General features: G+C 65.4%; 16 protein-coding genes and 1 pseudogene. 9 read left to right on the forward strand and 8 right to left on the reverse strand.

The genetic code is table 11. The features are described 5' to 3' along the window. Positions 1 to 2: 2 nt before the first annotated feature. Positions 3 to 959: a LysR family transcriptional regulator gene (locus XI02_RS02335; RefSeq protein WP_172646084.1), complete on the reverse strand. Its 957-nt coding sequence runs from the start codon at positions 957 to 959 to the stop codon at positions 3 to 5. 100 nt (positions 960 to 1,059) lie between these two features. Between XI02_RS02335 and XI02_RS02340 the strand changes: the two genes are divergently transcribed. Both XI02_RS02340 and XI02_RS02345 read left to right on the forward strand, forming a co-directional pair. Further along, the gene (locus tag XI02_RS02340) at positions 1,060 to 2,241 is read left to right on the forward strand and encodes an MFS transporter (protein WP_172646083.1); all 1,182 of its coding nucleotides are present in this window, start codon (positions 1,060 to 1,062) and stop codon (positions 2,239 to 2,241) included. Positions 2,242 to 2,263: 22 nt separating this feature from the next. Beyond that, positions 2,264 to 3,298 carry an aldo/keto reductase gene (locus tag XI02_RS02345; protein WP_172646082.1) on the forward strand — a complete coding sequence of 345 codons (1,035 nt, stop codon included), beginning with the start codon at positions 2,264 to 2,266 and terminating at the stop codon, positions 3,296 to 3,298. A gap of 19 nt (positions 3,299 to 3,317) precedes the next feature. Here XI02_RS02345 and XI02_RS02350 read toward each other — a convergent pair whose 3' ends face one another. Next, positions 3,318 to 4,220: a helix-turn-helix transcriptional regulator gene (locus tag XI02_RS02350; protein ID WP_069277306.1), complete on the reverse strand. Its 903-nt coding sequence runs from the start codon at positions 4,218 to 4,220 to the stop codon at positions 3,318 to 3,320. Positions 4,221 to 4,512: 292 nt separating this feature from the next. On the opposite strand from XI02_RS02350, the gene XI02_RS02355 reads away from it, so the two are divergent. Next, positions 4,513 to 6,153, forward strand: a complete 1,641-nt coding sequence (locus tag XI02_RS02355; RefSeq protein ID WP_172646081.1) for an NAD(P)/FAD-dependent oxidoreductase — start codon at positions 4,513 to 4,515, stop codon at positions 6,151 to 6,153. A 123-nt stretch (positions 6,154 to 6,276) separates the two neighbouring features. Further along, positions 6,277 to 7,469: pseudogene (locus XI02_RS02360) on the forward strand (serine hydrolase domain-containing protein). A 116-nt stretch (positions 7,470 to 7,585) separates the two neighbouring features. Here the strand turns inward: XI02_RS02360 and XI02_RS02365 are convergent. The 3 genes from XI02_RS02365 to XI02_RS45935 form a co-directional block, all read right to left on the reverse strand. Further along, a complete protein-coding gene (locus XI02_RS02365) occupies positions 7,586 to 8,953 on the reverse strand; it encodes a HAMP domain-containing sensor histidine kinase (RefSeq protein WP_172648972.1) in 1,368 nt (455 codons plus the stop codon). Between the two features lie 5 nt (positions 8,954 to 8,958). Continuing rightward, on the reverse strand, positions 8,959 to 9,633 hold the full coding sequence (locus XI02_RS02370; RefSeq protein WP_016848320.1) for a response regulator transcription factor: 675 nt from the start codon (positions 9,631 to 9,633) through the stop codon (positions 8,959 to 8,961). A 212-nt stretch (positions 9,634 to 9,845) separates the two neighbouring features. Further along, complete coding sequence (locus tag XI02_RS45935) at positions 9,846 to 9,971, reverse strand: hypothetical protein (protein WP_016848321.1); 126 nt, start codon at positions 9,969 to 9,971, stop codon at positions 9,846 to 9,848. On the opposite strand from XI02_RS45935, the gene XI02_RS02375 reads away from it, so the two are divergent. The 3 genes from XI02_RS02375 (at position 9,970) to XI02_RS02385 (ending at position 12,336) form a co-directional block, all read left to right on the forward strand. Continuing rightward, entirely contained in the window at positions 9,970 to 10,548 is a 579-nt protein-coding gene (locus XI02_RS02375; protein ID WP_172646079.1) for a class I SAM-dependent methyltransferase, read from the forward strand. The genes XI02_RS45935 and XI02_RS02375 overlap by 2 nt on opposite strands. Before the next feature lie 11 nt (positions 10,549 to 10,559). Further along, positions 10,560 to 11,219, forward strand: coding sequence for a DedA family protein (locus XI02_RS02380; protein WP_141713403.1), 660 nt, complete (start codon positions 10,560 to 10,562; stop codon positions 11,217 to 11,219). Between the two features lie 76 nt (positions 11,220 to 11,295). Continuing rightward, on the forward strand, positions 11,296 to 12,336 hold the full coding sequence (locus tag XI02_RS02385) for a glycosyltransferase family 1 protein (protein WP_172646078.1): 1,041 nt from the start codon (positions 11,296 to 11,298) through the stop codon (positions 12,334 to 12,336). A gap of 215 nt (positions 12,337 to 12,551) precedes the next feature. Here XI02_RS02385 and XI02_RS02390 read toward each other — a convergent pair whose 3' ends face one another. Then, a complete protein-coding gene (locus XI02_RS02390) occupies positions 12,552 to 13,682 on the reverse strand; it encodes a threonine synthase (protein WP_172646077.1) in 1,131 nt (376 codons plus the stop codon). A 38-nt stretch (positions 13,683 to 13,720) separates the two neighbouring features. Beyond that, on the reverse strand, positions 13,721 to 15,766 hold the full coding sequence (locus XI02_RS02395) for an acetoacetate--CoA ligase (protein WP_172646076.1): 2,046 nt from the start codon (positions 15,764 to 15,766) through the stop codon (positions 13,721 to 13,723). A gap of 163 nt (positions 15,767 to 15,929) precedes the next feature. Here XI02_RS02395 and XI02_RS02400 point away from each other — a divergent pair, with 163 nt between their 5' ends. Next, complete coding sequence (locus XI02_RS02400; protein ID WP_172646075.1) at positions 15,930 to 16,931, forward strand: glycoside hydrolase family 3 protein; 1,002 nt, start codon at positions 15,930 to 15,932, stop codon at positions 16,929 to 16,931. Between the two features lie 376 nt (positions 16,932 to 17,307). Here the strand turns inward: XI02_RS02400 and XI02_RS02405 are convergent, their stop codons facing one another. Then, positions 17,308 to 17,700, reverse strand: a complete 393-nt coding sequence (locus tag XI02_RS02405) for a hypothetical protein (RefSeq protein WP_371814031.1) — start codon at positions 17,698 to 17,700, stop codon at positions 17,308 to 17,310. A 578-nt stretch (positions 17,701 to 18,278) separates the two neighbouring features. Here XI02_RS02405 and XI02_RS02410 point away from each other — a divergent pair. Further along, entirely contained in the window at positions 18,279 to 18,896 is a 618-nt protein-coding gene (locus tag XI02_RS02410; protein WP_172646074.1) for a helix-turn-helix transcriptional regulator, read from the forward strand. Positions 18,897 to 18,950: the final 54 nt, after the last annotated feature.

Below are 18,950 nucleotides of genomic sequence, written 5' to 3' on the forward strand. Positions count from 1 at the left end.
GCTCACTTGTCACCCACGACTTTCCATCTTCCATCGGCGCCGCGCCGCAGCGAGGGATCGCCGATGCGGATGTGCTGTGCAAGAAAATCGATGAAAGCGCGGACCCGCGCCGGCAGCGGGCCGGCATGGCCGACATAGACCGCATGGATGTCCTCGCGGTCGCCGGGATTGAGATTTTGCAGCACCGGCACCAGACGCCCGGCCTCGATGTCGGGGCCGATGTGGAACAGCGCCAGCCGGCCCAGTCCGATCCCGCCGAGCGTGAGCTGACGCGCGGCTTCGCCGTCGCTGACGCGGGCGACCGGTGGCGGCAGCGCTTCCTCGATTCGCTCAGCGCGGCGGAACGGCCAGCCGCGAATGCTGCGCGGAAAGGTCCAGCCGATGCCGCGATGGGCGGCGAGGTCGGCCGGCGTCTTCGGTGTGCCGAAGCGGGCGAGGTAGGACGGCGCGGCGACCACCGCCATGCGGCTGGTGCCGAGCTTGCGCGCGATCAGCCGTGAGGCGCCGAGCGGCCCGGCGCGGATCGCGACGTCGGCGCGCTCCTGCATCAGATCGACCAGCGTGTCGGTCAGCACGATGTCGAGCGTGATGTCGGGATGTTCGCGCATGAAGCGCGGCAGCAGCGGCATCACATGCAGCATGCCGAACGGGATGTTGCTGTTCACGGTGAGATGGCCGCGCGGCACACATGAGGCGGCCTCGCGTTCGGCCTCGTCGATATCGGCGAGGATGCGCTGGGCGCGCTGGTAGAAGGCCTGGCCTTCCTCGGTGAGCTGCAGCTTGCGCGTGGTGCGGTTGACCAGCCGCGTGCCGAGCCGCGTCTCGAGCCGCGAGACCAGCTTGCTGACGCCGGACGGCGTCTGGCGCAGGCTGTTCGCGGCAGCCGTGAAGCCGCCGAGATCGACGACGCGGACGAATACGTCCATCTCGCCGGAGCGGTTGGTGTCTGTGCGGGCCATCTTGAATTCAAGTCACAAATGATTGGATTGCGGCCATTCTAATCCTTCCCGGCCCGGACCGCTATCTCGCTTTGCGGAATCCTTCTGTCCGGAGCGACACATGCCTGCTGCAGTCCTTGCCTTGACCGCCGGTGCCTTTGGCATCGGCACCACCGAATTCCTCATCATGGGACTGCTGCTGCAGGTCGCCGCCGACATGCAGGTATCGGTATCCGCGGCTGGCCTGCTGATCTCCGGCTATGCGCTCGGCGTGTTCGTCGGCGCGCCGATCCTGACGCTGGCAACGCGGCGGATGCCGCGCAAGGCGGTCTTGCTGGCGCTGATGGCGATCTTCACGCTCGGCAATGCGGCGTGTGCGCTGGCGCCGAGCTACGGGCTCTTGATGGCGGCGCGCATTCTCACCTCGCTGGCGCACGGCACCTTCTTCGGCGTCGGATCGGTGGTGGCGACAAGCCTCGTCCCGGAAGACAAGCGCGCCTCGGCAATCGCCACGATGTTCATCGGGCTCACCGTCGCGACCCTGCTCGGCGTGCCCTTCGGCGCCTGGTTCGGCCTGATGCTCGGCTGGCGCGCGGCGTTCTGGGCGGTGGCGGCGATCGGCGTGATCGCGTTCATCGTGCTGGCGGTGCTGGTCCCCGGCCATGTCGGCGCCAACGACAAGCCCGCGCCGCTGCGCGAGGAGCTCGCCGTGCTCGGCCGCCCGCAGGTCCTGCTCGGACTTGCCATGACGGTGTTCGGCTTCGGCGGGCTGTTCGCGGTCTTCACCTATGTGCAGCCGATCCTGACGCGGCTCACCGGCTTCTCCGACGCCGCGGTGTCGCCGATCCTGCTGGTGTTCGGTGCCGGCCTTGCGATCGGCAACGTCGCGGGCGGACGGCTCGCCGACAAGGGACTTGCCCGCGCGCTGCTGGTGTCGCTCGGTGGCCTCGCCGCCGTGCTCGTCGCGCTGACGGCGGTCGTCTCGATCAAGGCATTGGCGGTCGTGCTGCTGTTCGTTCTCGGCATCGCCGCGTTCGCGACCGTCGCGCCGCTGCAGCTCCGCGTGCTCGAAGCCGCCGGCGTCGAAGGACGGACGCTGGCCTCCAGCCTGAACATTGCGGCCTTCAATCTCGGCAACGCGCTCGGCGCCTGGGCCGGCGGCGTCACCATCGATCGCGGCCTTGGCCTCGGCGCGCTGCCGCTGGTGGCCGCCGTCATCACTGCAATCGGCCTGGTGCTTGCGCTGTGGAGCCTGCGGCTCGATCGGCCGATCGCGCTCGCCGCGCAGTGCCCGGCGGAATGAATCGGATCAAGGGAGCATGACCATGGAATACCGCAATCTCGGTGCATCCGGCCTGAAAGTCCCCGTGCTCAGTTTCGGCACCGGCACGTTCGGTGGACAGGGACCGCTGTTTTCGGCCTGGGGCCGCAGCGGCGCCGGCGAGGCGCGACGGCTGATCGACATCTGCCTCGAGGCCGGCGTCAATTTGTTCGACACCGCCGACGTCTATTCGAACGGCGCGTCGGAGGAGATCCTCGGCGCCGCGATCAAGGGCCGCCGCGACCAGGTGTTGATCTCGACCAAGACCGGCCTGCCGATGGGCGACAGTCCGCTCGATGCCGGCACGTCGCGATACCGTCTCGTCGCCGCGGTCGACGCTGCGCTGCAGCGGCTCGGCACCGACTATATCGATCTCCTGCAGCTTCATGCCTTCGATGCCTTCACGCCGGTCGACGAGGTGCTGTCGGCGCTCGACGCGCTCGTGCGTGCCGGCAAGCTGCGCTATGTCGGCGCCTCGAATTTTTCCGGCTGGCATCTGATGAAATCGCTCGGTGTCGCAGAGCGGCACGGCTGGCCGCGCTATGTGGCGCACCAGGTCTATTATTCGCTGGTCGGCCGCGACTATGAATCCGAGCTGATGCCGCTCGCGCTCGACCAGGGCGTCGGCGCGCTGGTCTGGAGCCCGCTCGGCTGGGGCCGCCTCACCGGCAAGATCAGGCGCGGCCAGCCGTTGCCGACCAACAGCCGCCTGCACGAGACCGCGCAGTTCGGGCCGCCGGTCGACGACGAGAAGCTCTATGCCATCGTCGATGCGCTGGACGCTGTGGCTGCCGAGACCGGCCGCAGCGTGCCGCAGGTTGCGATTGCCTGGCTGCTGACGCGGCCGAGCGTATCGTCGGTGATCATGGGCGCGCGCGATGAGGCACAGCTTCGTGACAATCTCGGCGCAGTCGGATGGTCGCTCTCGGCGCACCAGATCGCGCGTCTCGACCGCGCGAGCGCGGTGATGCCGGCCTATCCGTACTACCCCTACCGAATCCAGGAAGGTTTTGCGCGCCTCAATCCGCCGCCGGTGTGAGGCCGTCGCTGGCCCAGTCTCACGCCTGGACGGTGTGCTCGCAGACCTGCCGGCGATATTCCGCCGGCGTGACGTTCATGTGCTGCCGGAAGACGCGATTGAGGTGGCTTTGATCGGCGAAACCGGCGAGCAACGCGATCTCCTTCAGCGCGACGCGGTCCTTGCGCAGATGCTGGCACGCATGCTCGACCTTGCGCCGCAGGACATAGGCGTGCGGCCGCATGCCGTAATGCACGCGGAATTTGCGGGCGAACTGGACCGGCGTGCAATTGCAGATGTTCGCGAGCTCCTCCAGCGTGATGTTCCGGAAGATGTTCTGCTCGATATAGTCTTCGATCAGCCGGGCATGCGCCGGGCGAAAGCGTCCTTGCGCGCAGGGCATCTTGAACTCGATCGCAGCATATTTCCGCAGGATGTGCACGCTCGCCTGCAGTGCCAGCGCATCATAGCAGAGGCGTCCGCCCGGACCTCCTGAGGCAACTTCCTGGACCATTTGATCGTTGATCCAGGTCAGCATCGGGTCTTCGACCTTGAGCAGGTCGTGAATCTCGATCGTTTCGGCGTCGCGGTCGAAGGCATCGCTCGCGGTCTTCGTCATGAGGGCAGGGGAGATGTAGAAATGGCTGACCTCGATGTCATTCTTCCAGTGCCAGCTTGACGGCTCTGCGCGCGTCATGAGCGACGTGACGCCGCGACCGACGTGATCCTGCTTCCATGCGCCGGTGACACGGCGGTTCATCGACGTCGTGCCGTCGCGATAGAGCACGAGGAGGAAGTTCTCCGATGGCGGGACCCAGATGTCGGACGGCGCATAGCGGAAGATGCGCAGCCGGAAATCGTTCCTCCCGACCGAGGCGCTATCCAGCTTCAGCTCGCCGGGAGCGTAGCGCGGCAGCTCCTCGACCGTGATCAACTGGCCCATCGCGCGAGCCTCCTCCCTGGGATTGGTGGCGCGGTTGACCGCTTGTTCTTGGCCGGATGGCGGAGCGCAGAATAGGCCGCTTTCGCCGTTTGCCAAGGAGACCAATGGCCAGTCGGGCAATTGAACGGCAGCGTTCCAGAGATTGTTGGTTTCATCCAAGCCGTTCGGTCGAGCGGCCCGTAGCCTGCTCTGCGTTTCGGCGACAGCGGCCGAGACCAAATTGACGCAATGCACCATCACCCGGCGACGCCGGCGATTGGAGCGTGTGTGAAGCAGGATACAGGAGGAAACCATGACGGAGACCGTCACGAGATCGAATGGAAGCAATGGTGCGCATGCAACGACCAAGCTCGACGCCGTGGTCGTCGGCGCCGGCGTCGCCGGTCTCTATCAATTGTTCCGCCTGCGCGAGCAGGGGCTGAGTGTGAAGGCGATCGATGCCGGGTCCAGCGTCGGCGGCACCTGGTACTGGAACCGCTATCCCGGGGCACGCTTCGATTCCGAAGGCCACACCTATCAGTACCTGTTCTCCGAGGAGCTCTACAAAGGCTGGAGCTGGAGCGAACGATTCCCGGGTCAGCCGGAAATCGAGCGCTGGCTGAACTACGTCGCCGACCGCCTCGACCTCAGGAAGGACATCAAGTTCGGCACCACGGTGAAGAGCGCGCATTTCAATGAGGCGACGCAACGCTGGCTGGTCGCGACCGACCAGGGCGACGTGATCGATACCCAGTTCCTCGTCACCTGCTGCGGCATGCTCTCGGCCCCGCACGTGTCCTTCCCGGGACAGGAGACGTTCAACGGCAAGCTGTTCCACACCGCGCGCTGGCCCAAGGGGCCGATCGAGCTCGCCGGCAAACGCGTCGGCGTGGTCGGCAACGGCGCGACCGGAATCCAGGTGATCCAGTCGATCGCCGGTGAGGTCGGCCACCTCAAGGTGTTCATCCGCACCCCGCAATACATCATCCCGATGAAGAACCCGAAATGGGATGCGTCGGATGCCGAGGCCTACAAGTCGAAGTTCAAGTTCCTCACCGAGCGGCTGCCCAAGACGTTCACCGGCTTCGAATTCGACTTCGAGCATGCCTGGGCCGACCTGACGCCACAGCAGCGCCGCCAGATGATCGAGGATTGCTGGAACGACGGATCCCTGAAGCTGTGGGTCTCGTCCTTCGCCGAACTGTTCTTCGACGAAGCCGTCAACGCCGAGATCACCGAATTCGTGCGCGAGAAGATGCGCGAGCGGATCAAAGACCCCAAGCTGTGCGAACAGCTGATTCCCGCCGATTACGGTTTTGGCACGCACCGGGTGCCGCTGGAGAGCAATTTCCTCGAGGCCTTCCACCGGCCCAATGTCGAGATCGTCAGCGTCAAGAACAATCCGATCGCCCGCATCACGGCCGAGGGCATCCAGACCGCCGACGGCACGGTGCATGAGTTCGACGTCATCATCCTGGCGACCGGCTTCGACGCCGGAACGGGGGCGTTGACGCGCATCGACATCCGCGGCCGCGACGGGCGATCGCTGAAGGACGATTGGGGCAGGGATATCCGCACCACGATGGGCCTGCAGGTCCATGGCTACCCGAACCTGTTCACCACGGCGGTGCCGCTCGCGCCCTCGGCCGCACTCTGCAACATGACCACCTGCCTCCAGCAGCAAGTGGAGTGGATTGCCGATTGCATCGGATATTTGCGTGGCAAGAACCTGAACGTCATCGAGCCGACCAGGGATACCGAGGATCAGTGGGTGGCGCATCACGACGAGACCGCCAACGCAACACTGATCGCCAAGACCAATTCCTGGTACCTGGGCTCGAATGTCGAGGGCAAGCCGCGCCGGGTGCTGTCCTATTGCGGCGGTGTCGGCACCTACCGCCAGAAATGCGACGAGGTCGCCGCCAGCGGCTATCGCGGCTTCGCCGTGCAGTAGGGCTGATTTCGTAGCCCGGATGGAGCGAAGCGCAATCCGGGAACGCCCGAAATCACGATCCCGGATTTCGCTTCGCTTCATCCGGGCTACGCAGGTCAACATTACAAAATGTGGAGGAAGACAATGAGCACGAATTTCAGTGCAGCCGCCGATGCAATCCTTGACGGCGTCGTGACTTCAAACCCGCGCATTCCCGGCGTCGTGGCGATGGTGACCGACCGCCATCGCAACATCTATGAAGGTGCCGCCGGCAAGCGCCGGCTCGACCAGCCGTCCGACATGACGACCGACAGCGTGTTCGCGATCTTTTCGACCACCAAGGCGATCACCGGGACGGCCGTTCTGCAACTCGTCGAGGAAGGCAAGCTCGATCTCGACGCGCCCGCCAGGACCTACGCGCCCGACATCGGCAAGCTCCAGGTGATCGAGGGTTTTGACGACAAGGGCGAGCCGCGGCTGCGTCCGCCGAAACGCGACATCACAACCCGCATGCTGATGGTTCATTCCGCTGGTCTGAGCTACGACTTCATCAATCACACCTATAACCGGCTGGCGCAGGAGAAGGGGCAGCCCAGCGTCATCACGGCGTCCAAGGCTTCGCTGATGACGCCGCTGCTGTTCGATCCGGGCGAGCGCTGGGAATACGGCACCAACATGGATTGGTGCGGCCAGATCGTCGAGGCCATCACCGGCAGGCGGCTCGGGGAAGTCTTCAAGACACGGATCTTCGAACCGCTCGGGATCTGGACACGACGTTCGATCTCATCGATGCGATGCGCCGCAAGCTTGCCGGCATCCACGCCCGCAACGCCGACGGTTCGCTCACGCCGATGGATTTCGAATTGCCGGCCAAGCCCGAAATCCACATGGGCGGCCACGGGCTTTACGGGACCATCGGCGACTACATGCGCTTCATCCGGATGTGGCTGAACGACGGCGCCGGCGAGCACGGGCGTGTCCTCAAGGCGGAGACCGTGCGGATGGCGGAGAAGAACCATCTCGGCAACAACAAGGTCACCGCGATCACCGGCGTGATCACGTCACTTGCCAACGACGCCGAGTTCTTCCCCGGCCAGTCGAAATCCTGGGCGTTGAGCTTCATGATCAATGACGAGCAGGCTCCGACCGGCCGCCCCGCCGGCGCGCTCGGCTGGGCCGGGCTCGCCAATTTGTTCTACTGGATCGATCGGCAGAACGGTTTTGGCGGATACTGGGCGACGCAGATCCTGCCGTTTGGCGATCCGACGTCCTTTATCGGCTACATCAATTTCGAAACGGCGTTCTACGAATCCCTGAGGCTGCGCAAGGCGGGCTAGGCTTCCGAACGACCTGGATACGGAAAACGCGCCAAAACAACCAACGAGAGTGCCGTTCCGATACCATCGGTGCGGACTCTCGTTTCGCGGCGCTCGCCGTGGCCGCATCCGCGCGATCAGCAGGACGGCTGAACCGTCGCAAACACCATTCGCATGCAGGCGCCGCCGGACGGCGCCCGATCGACCTCGATCCGGCCGCCGTGCAGCCGCATGATGGTCTGTACCAGATCGAGGCCGAGGCCGGCGCCGCGCCCGCCCGGATGCAGCCGGCGGAACGGCTCGAAGATTTGCTCGCGCTCTTCGGGCGGAATACCGTTGCCGTCGTCGTGGACCTCGATCCGGCCGGCTGTCGTCACCCGAACCAGGATCGTGCCGCGCCGCTGTCCGTGGTCGATGGCGTTCTGCACGAGGTTGGTGAGGGCACGTTCCAGCGAGGTGTGGTCGCCGGAAACGACGACAGCCTCGTCCTCCTGTTCAAAGGACATTTCATATCCCGCCGCGAAGGCGAGCGGCGCCAGATCGAGCACGACCTGCCGGGCGATGCCGACGAGATCGACTTCGACGAACGTATCGGTTTGCTGATCGAGCCGTTGCAGGTCGAGCAACTGCCCGGCCAGCACGCTGAGGCGGGTGGCGTCTTCGAGCAGACGGGTTTTCTCCAGTCCGGCCTGCAGCGAGGCGACCCGTGCCGAAAGAATTGCGATCGGGGTCCGCAGCTCGTGTGCGGCCGCGGCGAGGAAGCGCCGGTGGCGTTCGTAGCCCTTGTCGAGGCGACCGAGCGCGGCATTGATGGCCTTGACCAGCGGAACGATCTCGACCGGCACCGTATCGAGCGGCAACTGCACGCCGCGCTGGTCGATGTCGATGCGTTCGGCTTGCGCTGCGACCTGGGCAAGGCCCGTCATGGCCCGGCGCACCACGAACGGGGTCGCGACCAGCGTCGCCAGCGTCATCAGCACGACGATCGGCAGGATCATGTTGAGGAATAGCAGGGGCGTGCTCTCCAGTGCTCGCCACATCGAGAGCTCGCCGTATGTGCCGGTCAGGATCTGGAGCCGTCCAGCCGGCGTATCGACCCATTTGACGAGCCCGGCAGGCCGCCCGGTTTCCGCAGCGTTCCATTTGAGCCGCGCTTCGCTCACATGATCGAGGGCCGAGGTGATCGGCGCCAATTGCGTTGGCACCATGCCCTCGGACAGCTGTTGTCCCTCGGCGTCGCGAACGATGAACCAGAGATCGGCATGCTCGGCACGCAGGGCGGCCAGTTCCGGCGTTTCGCGCAACATCAGGCCGCCCGCTTCATTGCGCGTGAGAGCGTCTCGCAGCGTATCGAGCGTGCTGCCTTCGTACTCGCCGATCAGCAGCCCCGCCCGCAGCAGCCCGATCGCGACGGCGCCGATCACGAGAATCAGAAGGGTCAACGTGACGGCTTGCAGGCCTGCGAGGCGGCCGACCAGGCGCCAGGTGAGGGATCGAGGTCGCAATACGCTCACGGTGTTTCCCGCAGCACATAGCCGAGGCCACGCACGCCATTGATGGTGACGCCGGCGTCGGCCTCGGCGAGCCTGCGGCGCAGACGCGACACATGGCTGTCCAGCGCATTGGGCTGCACGTCGTCGTCAAGGCCGTAGACCGCCTCCATCAGCGCAGAACGCTGCACCATGCGTCCCATTCGATGCAGCAGGCTCTCGAGCACCAGCCGTTCGCGACGCGGCAGTTCCAGGGGACGTCCGTCCACGCTGGCCTCGCGATGGGTGAAGTCGAACGACAAGCGCCCGATCCGCGCGGCGTGTTGCTGCACGCCCGCCGGCCGGCGCAACAGCGCCCGCAATCGAGCCAGCAGCTCCTCGAACGCAAACGGCTTGCCGAGATAATCGTCCGCGCCGCTGTCGAGACCCGCGACCCGGTCCGCGAGCTCACCGCGGGCGGTCAGCACCAGCACCGGCACGGCATTGCCGCTCGCGCGCAATTTCGCAATCAGCGACAGTCCGTCGCCGTCCGGCAATTGCCGGTCGAGCACGATCGCGTCGTAGCTTCCCGCTGCGGCGATCGCCTCGGCTTCCAACAGATCCGGCGCATGATCGACCAGCATGTCGTGGCGTGCGAGCGCCGCGCGCAACGCCGCGACCATGTCCGGCTGGTCCTCCACCAACAGCACTCGCATTCGTCGTCGTTATCCCTGCACCGTTTCGTCTCTCGATTTGCCGGTTTATGTCCCATTCATTGCGGCAACCTTGCGATTTGCTCCGCGCCAATGCGTCGCGGATCGAAATCTGGCACACGGGCGGATTCGCGACAGGCTGACGCAAGCTTCGCATGAGACGAAAGCGCCTGCCGGAGCGGGTCGAATCGTTTCCCATTGCCGGCCGACACGGCTCAACCGGCGGGAATCTCCACGCGCGATCGTGGGGTACCCGCAATGCGAAAGACATTTGAATGGCTTTGCTCATTGATCTTCAGCGCCAGACCGGCAATGCGCACATCGTGCGGGAGCTTCAGCATGTCGCCCGCTGATATCCTGCCGTTCTTCCGGGCCTGGGTGCGCAATCCGCTGGCTGTCGCTGCAGTCGCGCCGTCCGGGCCGACGGTCTCGTCCCTCATGGTGCAGGAGATCACGGCAGACACCGGCCCCGTGATCGAGCTCGGTCCCGGCACCGGCGTCTTCACCCGCGCGCTGCTGGAGCGTGGCGTCAGGCAGCGGGATCTGACGCTGGTGGAGTACGGTTCCGAGTTCATCCCGCTGCTGCAGCGGCGCTTCCCGGGCGCGCGAGTGCTCTGGATGGATGCGGCCTGGCTGCAGAGGGAGAGGCTGTTCGACGGGGCGCCGGTCGGTGCGGTCGTGAGCGGCCTCGGGCTTCTCATGATGCCGCCGGAGAAGGTCACGGCGATCCTTGCCGGCGCCTTCGGCTATCTCCGGCCCGATGGCGCGTTCTACCAGATCACCTATGGCCCGCGCTGTCCCGTCGCAGACGCGATCCTGGATCGCCTCGATCTGCAGGCGAGCTGCATCGGACAGACGTTTCGCAACCTGCCTCCGGCTTCCGTGTATCGGATCAGCCGCCGCCACCCCCACATGTGATCGAGGCCGTCATGGACACGTCGAGCACGATCGCGGTCTTTTTGCATTTCGGCCTGGTGGGCGTTGGCTGCCTCGCCCTCGCCGAGAAGTTCATTCCGCTGCTGCCGTCCTATGTGTTGCTGATGCTGCTCGGCCTGACGGTCTCCGACGGCACGACGCTCGCGATGACGATCCTGGCGACCAGCGCCGGGTCGGTCGTCGGTGCGATCGGCTGGTACGGGCTCGGCCGCGCGCTCGGCTCGCGCCGCATCGAGCGGCTGGTGACGCGCTTCGGCAAGTTCGTGTTGCTGCGGCCTTCGCTCTACCGGCAGCTCACCGACGCCTATCGCGGCAATCATTTCTGGGTGACGCTGATCGGCCAGACCCTGCCCACCGTGCGGATCTATCTGGCCCTGCCCGCCGGCGTGCTGCGGCTGGAGCCGCGTGCCTTCGTGACGGCGACGGCGATCGGCACCGTGATCTGGAACATGCCGTTCCTCAGCCTGGGCTATGCGCTGCGCGGCAGCGGTCACGATCCGGTCAGCCTCGGCTTCTGGGTCGTGGTCATCCTGATCGCGGTGGAGGTCGCGCTCGTGCTGGGATTTCGCCTCTACAAGCGTTCGCTCGCGCCGCGGAGCGTCGCGCCGCCGCTTGCGCTTCCCCCGCACTTGCCGCTCGAGGAGGGCGCATGAGAGCGCTGCCGTTTCGCGTGCAGCGAGGCTCGGACACGCTTGAGTATGTCGCCGCGGCATCGGAGGGGGTTGGCTGATGCGTGTGCTGGTGGCGACCGACGCCTGGCGTCCGCAGATCAACGGCGTGGTTCGTTCGCTCGAATACCTCGCCAAAGAGGCGCCCTCGTTCGGCGCAACGATCAGCTTCCTGACGCCGGCCGATTTCCGCACCGTGCCGCTGCCCGGTTATCCGGAGATCCGGCTCGCGCTGCCGTCGGTCCGGCGCATCGCGCGCGCGATCGCGGCCGCGCGCCCGGACTCGGTGCACATCGCAACCGAAGGCCCGATCGGCTGGATCGCCCGGCATATCTGCCGGACGCGCGGCTATCCATTCACGACCAGCTATCACACCCGCTTTCCCGAATATCTCGCCGCGCGACTGCCGGTCCCGCTACGGTGGAGCTATGCGGCGCTGCGCCGCTTCCACAATGGCGGCGACGGCATCATGGTCGGCTCGCCATCGCTCGAGCAGGCGCTGAAGGCGCATGGTTTCCGCAAGCTGATGCCGTGGTCGCGCGGCGTCGATGCCGAGCTGTTCTGTCCCCGCGCGGAGCGGCCGCTCGCCTTCCCGGCGCCGGTGTTTCTCTATGTCGGCCGCGTCGCGATCGAGAAGAACCTCGAAGCCTTTCTCGCTCTCGACCTGCCGGGGTCGAAAGTCGTGGTCGGGGATGGGCCGCTGCGCCGCGGCCTGCAAGCCCGATTTCCGCAGGCGCATTTTCTCGGGACACGGACCGGCCAGGCGCTGGCCGATGCCTATGCGTCGGCCGATGTCATGGTGTTTCCGAGCCTGACCGATACGTTCGGGATGGTGATGCTCGAGGCGCTGGCCTGTGGCCTGCCGGTCGCAGCCTATCCGGTGATGGGGCCGCTCGACGTGATCGGCCGATCGGGATGCGGATGTCTCGATCACGACCTGCGTCGTGCGGCGCTCGGCGCGCTGCTGGTGCCGCGCGAAAAATGCCGTGCCCACGCCCTGACGTTTACCTGGCAGGAAAGCGTGCGCCAGTTCCTCGACAATATCGGGCGGGCGCATGCCGCACCGGTGCACGCAGCCGTCACGGGAGCGGTTGCAGGTTGATTAGAGTGGGATGGAGTTAAGTTGAATCGATTTGGCCGCCTGGTTCGGTTCACCTCTCCCCAGTGGGGAGAGGTCGATTTGCGTTAGCAAATCGGGTGAGGGGCCGCAGTTCCAACGAGGGTCCGCAACCCCTCACCCGGCGCTACGCGCCGACCTCTCCCAAGGGAGAGGTGAAGCTCGGAAGCTGCTCCAATTCAAATCAATCTCATCGAGCTTTAGTTGCCCAGCAGCTCCGTGATCAGACCGGCGGCCTTGATCCCGGTGCCGCTGATGATGACGACGGTGCGCTCCGCCGGCCGGATCGCGCCGCGCGCCTTGAGGACGTCGAGCGCGGCGGCGGCCGAGGCCGAGGTCGGCTCGACGAACAGGCCGCTGCGCGCCAGCCGCTTCAACGCGGCGACGATGCCGTCTTCGGGAATTGCCACCGTGCCTCCCCCGCTCTCCTTCAGCGCCGCGATCATCTGCTTCAGCCGCAGGGGGTGCTTGATCGCGGTGCCCTCGGCGATGGTCTTGCGGACCGCGCGATCGATGGGCGTGTCGACGCCGGCGGCGAAGCTGGCGTCGACCGGCGAGCAGTTGAGCGGCTGCGCCGCGAACAGGCGCGGCAGCCGCGTGATCTGTCCGGCCGCGAGGAGCTCCTTGAAGCCGATATAGCAGCCGAGCAGGCTGCTGCCGGCGCCGACCGGCATGATGACATTGTCGGGCGCGGTGAAGCCGAAATCTTCCCAGATCTCGTAGGCCAGCGACTTGGTGCCCTGCAGGAAGAACGGCTGCCAGTTGTGGCTGGAGTAGAAGATCTGCTTCGACTGGCGGATCGCCTCCGCCTCGGATTCCTCGCGCGGGCCTTCGACCAGCTGCACCTCGGCGCCGAAGGCGTGCATCTGCGCCACCTTCATCGGCGACGTCGTCGCCGGCGCAAGGATTTTGACTCGCATGCCGCCGGCCGCGCCATAGGCTGAAACCGACGCGCCACCATTGCCGGAGCTGTCCTCCAGCACCGCATCGACGCCGAGCTGGCGCAGGAACGACAGCATCACCGTGGTGCCGCGATCCTTGAAGCTTGCCGTCGGATTGAACCATTCGAGCTTGAAATGCGGCCGCAGGTCATCCCACGCCTTCTCGACGGCAGGCGTGCAGCCTTCGCCCATCGTGATCGGTTGGCTGATCTCGACCGGCAGCGCCGCGCGATAGCGCCACAGCGACCGCGTCCCACGATCGATGTCGTCGCGGGAGATGCCCGGCAGCGGCGTGATCAGGAGCGGCTTGCCTTCGTCGGAGCACCAGCGCGGGATATCCAGCGGATAGAGCTTTCCGTTGAGCGGGTCGATGTAGCTGGGTGCAGACATGTCGTGAGATCCCAAACGCGAGGGGCATTCGGCGGCCGTTACGCCGCGCCGGCCTGCCGGCTCAGATAGCTCTTCGCAAAATCGAGATACCAGTCGAGGCATCCCGGATTGACCATCGCGTCGCGGTTGATGATCTTCTCGACGGGATGGCCGAGCAACAGCTTCTTGACCGGAAGCTCCTGCTTCTTGCCGGACAGCGTGCGCGGAATCTCCGCCACGACGAAGATGTCGTTGGGCAGGAAGCGGCGCGACAGCCCGGCCTCGACCGCCTTGTTGATCTTCGCCTTCATCGCGGCATCAAGCGCAATGCCCTCGCGCAGCACCACGAACAGCGGCATGTAGCTGTCGCGGCCGAGATATTCGAGGTCGACGACCATCGAATCCAGTACCTCCGGCAGCGCCTCGATCGCGGAATAGAGCTCGCTGGTGCCCATCCGCAAGCCATGGCGGTTGATGGTGGCGTCGCTGCGGCCATAGATCACGCAGGAGCCGTCGGGGTTGATCTTGAGCCAGTCGCCATGCCGCCACACCGGGCCACGGCCACTTCCGTCGAAATTGTCGGGATAGGTCTCGAAATAGCTGGAAAGGTAGCGCGCGTTGCCGGGATCGTTCCAGAAGCGCAGCGGCATCGAGGGCAGCGGCTCGGTGCAGACGAGCTCGCCGACCTCGTCGATCACCGCGCGGCCCTGCTCGTCGAACGCTTCGACCGCGCAGCCGAGCAGGCGGCATTGCATGATGCCCGGCGTCTGCGGCAATTCGCGATTGCCGCCGATGAAGGCGCCGGCGAAGTCGGTGCCGCCGGAAATATTGGCCCACCACATATCGGCCTGCGCGGCGTTGCCGTTCTGCTGCGCCAGCGCGGCGAAGCGCTCGTTGAACCAGGCCTGGGTGTCGGCGCTGAGCGGCGAGCCGGTCGAGCCGAGCGTGCGCAGGCCCGAGAGGTCGCCGACGGCGGCGAGATCGATCTCCGCCTTGGTGCAATTGGCAAAGAACGCCGCCCCTGCGCCGAAGAAGGTCGCCTTGGCGTCGGCGACGAAGCGCCACAGCGTGGTCCAGTCCGGCTTGTCCTTGGTGCCGCCGGGACTGCCGTCGAAGATGCAGCAGGTCGTGCCGTTGAGCAGGCCGTTGGCCTGGCAATTCCACATGATCCAGCCGGTCGAAGAGTACCAGTGGAAGCGTTCGCCGAACGAGTTTGGCTGATAGCTGCAGCCGATGTCGTTGTGCAGCGTCGAGAGCGGCAGCGCCACGACGATGATGCCGCCATGGCTGTGCAGGATCGGCTTCGGCAATCCGGTGGTGCCTGAGGAATAGACGATCCAGAGCGGATGATCGAACGGCAGCCATTCCGGCTCGAAGGCGTCGATCGCTGCGCTCCGGCCCGCGAGAATCGATGACAATCGCGTCTCGGACGGCGCGGCGTCGCTGTGCAGGATGACATGCTGCACGGTCGGCAGCGCGCGCCGCAATTCCTCGATCACGCCTTGCCGGTCGTGGCGCCGGCCGGCATAGGTCACGGCGTCGCAGGCGATCAGCACCTTCGGCTCGATCTGCTTGAAGCGATCGATCACCGCGGGCGCCGCCATGTCGGGCGCGCAGACGCTCCAGACCGCGCCCAGACTCGCGGTCGCGAGGAACGCGATGATCGTCTCGGGAATGTTCGGCAAGTAGGCGGCGACCCGGTCGCCGGCGCGCACGCCGTTAGCCTTCAGATGCAGCGCCAGCGCTGCCGATTTGCGCTGCAGCTCGGGCCAGCTCGTCTCCGAGAGCTTGCCGTCCTCGCCGCTCGAGATCAGGGCCGGCAGGCCTGCGGCATGCGCCGGCGCGACATGGCGGAACACCTGGCGCGCGTAGTTCACCGAAGCGCCGGGAAACCACACCGCGCCCGGCATCTTGCGCTCGGCCAGCACCGCCGAATGCGGCGTCGGCGAGCGCAGGTCGAAATAATCCCAGACGCTCTGCCAGAAGCCGTCGATATCGGTGACCGACCAGCGCCGCATCGCCTCGAAATCCGCAAATTCAAGGCCGCGCGTCTGCTTCAGCCATTGGCGGTAAAGGGCCATTTGCGGGACGTAAGCTGCTGTCATGGGCGTTTCCGAAAGTCCTTGTGTCGTGGCAGGCGATCGAGGCCCGCCGGCGTGTCTTAACATAGTGATGCGAGCACGGGGAACGCAGTCGAATTGCTGCCTGCGTCATATTCTTACCGCCGCCGCAGCGTGCTATTCCATGCGGCAACCGAATCGAGCGGCCATGTCCATCGGCGAACTTTTCATCCTCGGCTTCTACGGCAAGGTCATTCCGCCCTGGCTGAAGGAATTTGCCGCGCAGTTCGGGCTCGGCGGGGTGATCCTGTTCGACTACTCCTGCCAGACCCGGCAGTACGACAACAACATCGCCTCGCCGGCGCAGGTGCAGTCGCTCTGCGCCGAGATCGCGGCGCTGCCGTCGCGGCCGCTGATCTTCATCGACCAAGAGGGCGGCCTGGTGCGCCGGCTCAAGGACACCTGCGGTTTTCGGCCGCTGCCGAGCGCGAAGGAGTTCAATCTGCTCGCGCGTGCGGAAAAGCAGGCAGTCCTCGCCGCAAGCTACGGCGAGCTGCGCCGGCTCGGCATCCGCTACAATTTCGCGCCTGTCATCGACGTCGACTACAATTCCGACAATCCCAACATCGGCAGCATCAAGCGGTCCTATTCGCCCGATATCGGTGAGGTCGAGGCCAATGCCCGGCTGGTCGACGCTGCAGCGCGGCAGGCGGGAGTAGGCCTTTGCCTGAAGCATTTTCCCGGCATCGGCGGCGCAAGCGTCGATTCGCACCTGGAGTTCATGGACATTTCCGATGCGCTGCGTCCCGAGCAGGAGGAGCTGTTCTACGCGCTGGCGCCGCGCACCTATGGCGATGCGGTGCTGGTCAGCCACGCCATCGTCCGGCAGTGGGACGCGCAGCAGCCGATGACACTGTCATCGGCCGGGCTCGGCCGGCTTCGCCGCCGTCTCCCCGAGACGCTGCTGATCACCGACGACATGCAGATGCAGGGGCTGCAGAAGGCGCTCGGCACAAGCGCGGCCAGCCTGCAGTCGATCGCCGCCGGCATGGACATGATCTGCATCGGCAACAATTTGTTCGACCAGGAGCAGGAGATGGCCGGCATCGCCGAGGCGGTCGCGGGTGCGGTGCAAGACGGGGCGCTGGATCGTGCCGCGGTTCAGCGCTCCATTGCGCGGGTGCGAAAGCGCAAGGCGCTGCTCGCCTGACGGCATTGAACGAAATTCCGCGCCGAGCGACCACAAGAGGTGGAACCAAATTTCATTGCCGCGATTTAACAATGACGCTCATCGGGGCTGACAACCATGAAGATGCTCAAGCGTCTCTTCCGATTGACCTGGCTACGCCGGGCCGCAAGCAAACCAGCCGAGTTTCCGCCTGCCTCCATCGATCCTGACGAATTCAGCCGCCTGCTTTGCAGCGGGCGCCCCGAGGATTTGCGGATCCTGGCAAAGAGATTGAGCCAGCGCTCGCGGGCCCACGCATAGGCGGTGGATCGGATCCAGTCGCTAGCCCGGTCTCCGGTCAAAACCGGCAAGTCCGGCGCGCGGCCGTGACTCCCGGCATCGGTCTCGATGCGACCAGCTACTGCTTTGCTTTTTCATGATTGCCGATCCCGACCGCCTTGTAGTCGTAGGTCGGGTAGAACTCGGTGTGGTAGGCGCCCCAGGCACTGTTCTCGATGACGCGGTTGACCTCGCGCAGCCGCGATGCCGGCAGCCGCAGCGTCACTACCTGGCCGATCCCCATCATCACGTACCAGCTGACGACCTCGACCCCTTCGGGCGGAAACGCCTTGTAGAAGCCCTGCCGCTCAAGCTGGGCATTGAGCTCACCGAGCGGGCGTGACTGATCATGCTTGAAGAAGATGGTGAGCATGACCGCGTTGTCGGGCGTCGGCGTTGCATCGCTGGTCGGGGTCTGGGCCCGCGCGCCTGCGCCAAGCAGCAGTGCCGCGGCGAGCGCCGCAATCGTCATCCAGGATATCCAGGATTCGTTCCGCCCTCGCTTCATGGCCGCGCCCTTATTGCTGATCGAGAGGCGGCGATCATCGCGACGCCTGTCGGGGCTGTAAATTGACATTCGCCTGATCCGATCCCGGCCCAATGCGCACCCGATGCTGCTCGGTTGATGTGAACCGTCTCATAGGTGCGCGCGCCCGCATGCGGTATGCCGACCCTATCCCGATGCCGAGAGGGATGATCGATGACGACCCGACGAATGGCGTATTGGTGGTTCAGGTTCGTTCTTTCGGGGCGGTTCCTGCAGAAATTCCTTCGGCTCCGGCGTCCCTGAGGCGATGCCGGGCCGCGAATTCGGGCCCTTTCAATCCGGAACTAGGGGGCCGGAAACGGCTGGCTCGCCGATGGCACCCAAGCCCACCCGTCCCGTAAGAATACTGTAATTCGACTCAAATATGCGAGATTCGTTGCCAAATCAGCGGTAATCTGCGCCTGCTTGGCAGATCGGGGCCCGAGGTCACAGTTGCGTCACCCGTAGTTTTACGGAGTCCCGTGTTAACGCGGCCACAAGTTCACCTTTGGTAAACCATACTCATGACGCAACATGACAATCGGGCCGAGGCGCGCCTTCCGGCATGGATGAGTGGAACCGCGACGCTCGAGCCGCAGCCGCCTGAGCCGCAGCCGCTCGAGACTCAGGGAGTCGCAGCGCCGCGGCCGCAGGCCGACGCCGGTGCCGCGATCGTCCGGCAGTTCAATGGGCCGGTGACGGCGCTGCTGCTCTATATGAATGAGCTCAAACAGCACAGTCAGCAGTTCGCGCACGAGCCCGGCAATGGCGTCTATCTGCGGCAGGTGATCGAGAACGCGCTCGAGCAGACCGAGCGCGTGTCCGCGATGCTGAAGCAGATTTCCGACCTCTATCCCAATGCCGTCCCGGCCGCCGATCTCAAGCCGCCGAGCGACGACAAGCCGGCAGCCTCTCGGTCGCCGGATGTCATGTTCGCGCCGGAAGCCGGCCGCAAACCGTTGACCAAGCGCGAACGTGAAGTGCTCAGCCTGATCAGCGACGGCTATTCCAACAAGCAGGGCGCGCTGCGGATGAATATCAGCCCGCGCACGTTCGAGAGCCATCGCGCCGAGGCCATGCGCAAGCTCGGCGCGCGCAACACCGCCGATCTCGTTCGCAAGGCCTTGCTGCATTCCGCATAGAGCGTTTTCAAGCGAAGTGGTTCGCGTCAAGAAGACGCGTCAAAACTGCAGTCC

It is taken from the genome of Bradyrhizobium sp. CCBAU 21365, assembly GCF_015291305.1.
In the GTDB taxonomy this organism is placed as follows: Bacteria; Pseudomonadota; Alphaproteobacteria; order Rhizobiales; family Xanthobacteraceae; genus Bradyrhizobium; species Bradyrhizobium elkanii.

Coding starts and splice junctions, on each gene's coding strand:
- XI02_RS02335 (WP_172646084.1), bottom strand. CDS start 959: ATGGCCCGCACAGACACCAACCGCTCCGGCGAGATGGACGTATTCGTC.
- XI02_RS02340 (WP_172646083.1), top strand. CDS start 1,060: ATGCCTGCTGCAGTCCTTGCCTTGACCGCCGGTGCCTTTGGCATCGGC.
- XI02_RS02385 (WP_172646078.1), top strand. CDS start 11,296: ATGCGTGTGCTGGTGGCGACCGACGCCTGGCGTCCGCAGATCAACGGC.
- XI02_RS02410 (WP_172646074.1), top strand. CDS start 18,279: ATGACGCAACATGACAATCGGGCCGAGGCGCGCCTTCCGGCATGGATG.
- XI02_RS02405 (WP_371814031.1), bottom strand. CDS start 17,700: ATGACGATTGCGGCGCTCGCCGCGGCACTGCTGCTTGGCGCAGGCGCG.
- XI02_RS02395 (WP_172646076.1), bottom strand. CDS start 15,766: ATGACAGCAGCTTACGTCCCGCAAATGGCCCTTTACCGCCAATGGCTG.
- XI02_RS02350 (WP_069277306.1), bottom strand. CDS start 4,220: ATGGGCCAGTTGATCACGGTCGAGGAGCTGCCGCGCTACGCTCCCGGC.
- XI02_RS45935 (WP_016848321.1), bottom strand. CDS start 9,971: ATGCTGAAGCTCCCGCACGATGTGCGCATTGCCGGTCTGGCGCTGAAG.
- XI02_RS02380 (WP_141713403.1), top strand. CDS start 10,560: ATGGACACGTCGAGCACGATCGCGGTCTTTTTGCATTTCGGCCTGGTG.
- XI02_RS02375 (WP_172646079.1), top strand. CDS start 9,970: ATGTCGCCCGCTGATATCCTGCCGTTCTTCCGGGCCTGGGTGCGCAAT.
- XI02_RS02355 (WP_172646081.1), top strand. CDS start 4,513: ATGACGGAGACCGTCACGAGATCGAATGGAAGCAATGGTGCGCATGCA.
- XI02_RS02390 (WP_172646077.1), bottom strand. CDS start 13,682: ATGTCTGCACCCAGCTACATCGACCCGCTCAACGGAAAGCTCTATCCG.
- XI02_RS02370 (WP_016848320.1), bottom strand. CDS start 9,633: ATGCGAGTGCTGTTGGTGGAGGACCAGCCGGACATGGTCGCGGCGTTG.
- XI02_RS02400 (WP_172646075.1), top strand. CDS start 15,930: ATGTCCATCGGCGAACTTTTCATCCTCGGCTTCTACGGCAAGGTCATT.
- XI02_RS02345 (WP_172646082.1), top strand. CDS start 2,264: ATGGAATACCGCAATCTCGGTGCATCCGGCCTGAAAGTCCCCGTGCTC.